We start from the raw sequence: 2,844 nt of genomic DNA, 5'->3' as shown, positions 1-2,844 counted from the left end.
GTTTCGTCCGCGTCACCTGCCGCCACAGCACGGAAATCCGCCGTCCCTACCGTCAGGCAGCGACACCGAGAACTGTGGAGGCGTGATGACTGCCCCGACCACCGCCGCACGCAAAGGGGGCCGCTGGATCGAGCAGTGGGACCCGGAGGACGAGAGCTTCTGGAGGGAGAAGGGCGAGCGGATCGCCACCCGGAATCTGATCTTCTCCATCGTCTCCGAGCACATAGGGTTCTCCATCTGGAGCCTGTGGTCGGTGATGGTCCTGTTCATGGGGCCGGAGTACGGCGTCGACCCGGCCGGGAAGTTCTTCCTGGTCGCGATGCCCACCCTGGTCGGCGGGGTGCTGCGGGTGCCGTACACCTTCGCGGTCGCGCGGTTCGGCGGGCGCAACTGGACGATCATCAGCGCGGGGCTGCTGCTCGTGCCCTCGATCACCGCCGCCGTGGTGATGGAGCCCGGGACCTCGTACACCACCTTCATGGTGGTCGCGGCGCTCACCGGAGTCGGCGGCGGCAACTTCGCCTCGTCCATGACCAACATCAACTCCTTCTACCCGCTGCGCAGGAAGGGCTGGGCGCTCGGGCTCAACGCGGGCGGCGGCAACATCGGCGTCCCCGTGATCCAGCTGATCGGCCTACTGGTGATCGGCACCGCCGGGGCGGCCCATCCGCGGCTCGTGCTCGCCGTCTACATCCCGCTGATCGTGGTCGCGGTCGCGCTCTCGGCGCTGTTCATGGACAACCTGGCGCCGGTGCGCAACGACACCGGGGCGGCCAAGGAGGCGGCGCGGGACGCCCATACCTGGATCATGTCGCTGCTCTACATCGGCACCTTCGGCTCGTTCATCGGCTACAGCTTCGCCTTCGGTCTTGTGCTGCAGAACCAGTTCGACCGCACCCCGCTCCAGGCCGCCTCGCTCACCTTCATCGGCCCGCTGCTCGGGTCGCTCATCCGCCCCGTCGGCGGCCGGCTCGCCGACGCCCACGGCGGCGCGAAGATCACGCTGTGGACCTTCGCCGCCATGGCCGCCGCGACCGTCGTGGTCGTCTACGCCTCCGCGCAGAAGTCGCTGGCCGTCTTCCTCGTCGGCTTCATCGCCCTCTTCGTCCTCAGCGGGCTCGGCAACGGCTCCACCTTCAAGATGATCCCCGGCATCTTCCAGGCGAAGGCCGTGGCCCGCGGTCTGACCGGCGAGGAGGCCGCGGCCTACGGGCGGCGGCTGTCGGGCGCGGCGATGGGGCTGATCGGGGCGGTCGGCGCGCTCGGCGGGCTCGGGATCAACCTCGCCTTCCGGGAGTCGTTCGCGAGCGCCCACTCCGGGACTCCCGCCTTCGTCTCCTTCCTCGGCTTCTACGCGGTGTGCTCCGCGGTCACCTGGGCCGTATACCTCCGTGGCGCCCGCCGCCCGGCGACGGTGTCCGCCGCACAGGCGGATGCGCATGATCCGCGGTCGGAGCGGCAACCCGCCTACGCGGACGTCTGAGCGGGGCGCCCAGGGGGCTCCGGGCGTCCCGGCGGCCCGGGGCGTACGGTCGGCCGGGGAAGCCCCCGGCCGTCCGCTCCGTTACGCCTGGGAAACCTCCGTGAACCGCCACCGACACGGGACGGCGACAGGATGCGGAACCGAAGGCGCCCATACACGAGTGAATCGGGAGATCGGGAGATCGGGACGAGAGCCATGCACCGAGAACAGACCGGAGCCGCGGGCGACGAGGTGCCCGTCGGCCCTCTCGCCGGATTCACCGTGGGGGTCACCGCCGCGCGCCGCGCGGATGAGCTCGGCGCCCTGCTGCGGCGCCGCGGCGCGGAGGTGGTGCACGCGCCCGCGCTGCGGATCGTGCCGCTGGCCGACGACTCCGAACTCCTCGCCGCCACCAAGCAGTTGATCGACAGCGCCCCGGATGTCGTGGTCGCCACCACCGCCATCGGCTTCCGCGGCTGGGTCGAGGCCGCCGACGGCTGGGGCCTGGGCGACGCCCTGCTCGACCGGCTGCGCGAGGTGCGGCTGCTGGCCCGCGGGCCCAAGGTGCGCGGGGCGATCCGGGCCGCCGGGCTCACCGAGGAGTGGTACCCGGCCTCCGAGTCGATGGCCGAGGTGCTCGAGCGGCTGCTGGAGGAGGGCGTCGAGGGGCACCGCATCGCCGTCCAGCTGCACGGCGAGCCGCTGCCCGGCTTCGTCGAGTCGCTGCGGGCCGGGGGAGCGGAGGTGGTCGGGGTGCCGGTGTACCGCTGGATGCCACCGGAGGACATCGGGCCCCTGGACCGGCTGCTGGACGCGACGGTCGCCCGCGTCCTGGACGCCGTCACCTTCACCAGCGCGCCCGCCGCCGCGAGCCTGCTGGACCGGGCGGAGCGGCGCGGGATGCGCGAGGAGCTGCTGGACGCGCTCCGCCATGATGTGCTGCCCGCGTGTGTCGGGCCGGTCACCGCGCTGCCGCTGGAGGCCCACGACATTCCCACCTCCCAGCCCGAACGGTTCCGGCTCGGGCCGCTTGTGCAGCTGCTGACCGCGGAACTTCCGGGGCGGGTGCGGCCGTTGCCGGTCGCCGGGCGGCGGCTGGAGATCCGCGGTCACGCGGTGGTCGTGGACGGGGAGCTTCGTACGGTGCCGCCCGCCGGGATGGCGTTGCTGCGGGCTCTGGCCCGTCGGCCCGGCTGGGTCGTGGCGCGGTCGGAGCTGCTGCGGACGTTGCCGGGGGCTGGGCGTGATGAGCATGCGGTGGAGACGGCGATGGCTCGGCTGCGGACGGCTCTTGGCTCGCCGAAGCTGATCCAGACGGTGGTCAAGCGGGGGTACCGGCTGGCGCTCGATCCGTCGGCCGATACGAAGTACGCGGACGCGTA

Annotated in this window: 2 protein-coding genes; both read left to right on the top strand. The window is 72.2% G+C overall.

What is annotated here, in order from left to right; genetic code table 11:
- The first annotated feature begins 85 nt into the window (after positions 1-85).
- Entirely contained in the window at positions 86-1,483 is a 1,398-nt protein-coding gene (locus GWI24_RS43010) for a NarK/NasA family nitrate transporter (protein ID WP_210951453.1), read from the top strand.
- Positions 1,484-1,678: 195 nt separating this feature from the next.
- The coding region (locus GWI24_RS43005) for a uroporphyrinogen-III synthase (protein ID WP_210951452.1) at positions 1,679-2,844 on the top strand (1,166 nt) is incomplete at its 3' end.

It is taken from the genome of Streptomyces sp. MK37H (assembly GCF_018035285.1).
Classification (GTDB): domain Bacteria; phylum Actinomycetota; class Actinomycetes; order Streptomycetales; family Streptomycetaceae; genus Streptomyces; species Streptomyces endocoffeicus.
This window is presented reverse-complemented; position numbering and strand designations above follow the sequence as displayed.

Excerpts from the sequence above, each read along its gene's own strand:
- GWI24_RS43010 (WP_210951453.1), top strand. The coding sequence starts at position 86 with ATGACTGCCCCGACCACCGCCGCACGCAAAGGGGGCCGCTGGATCGAG.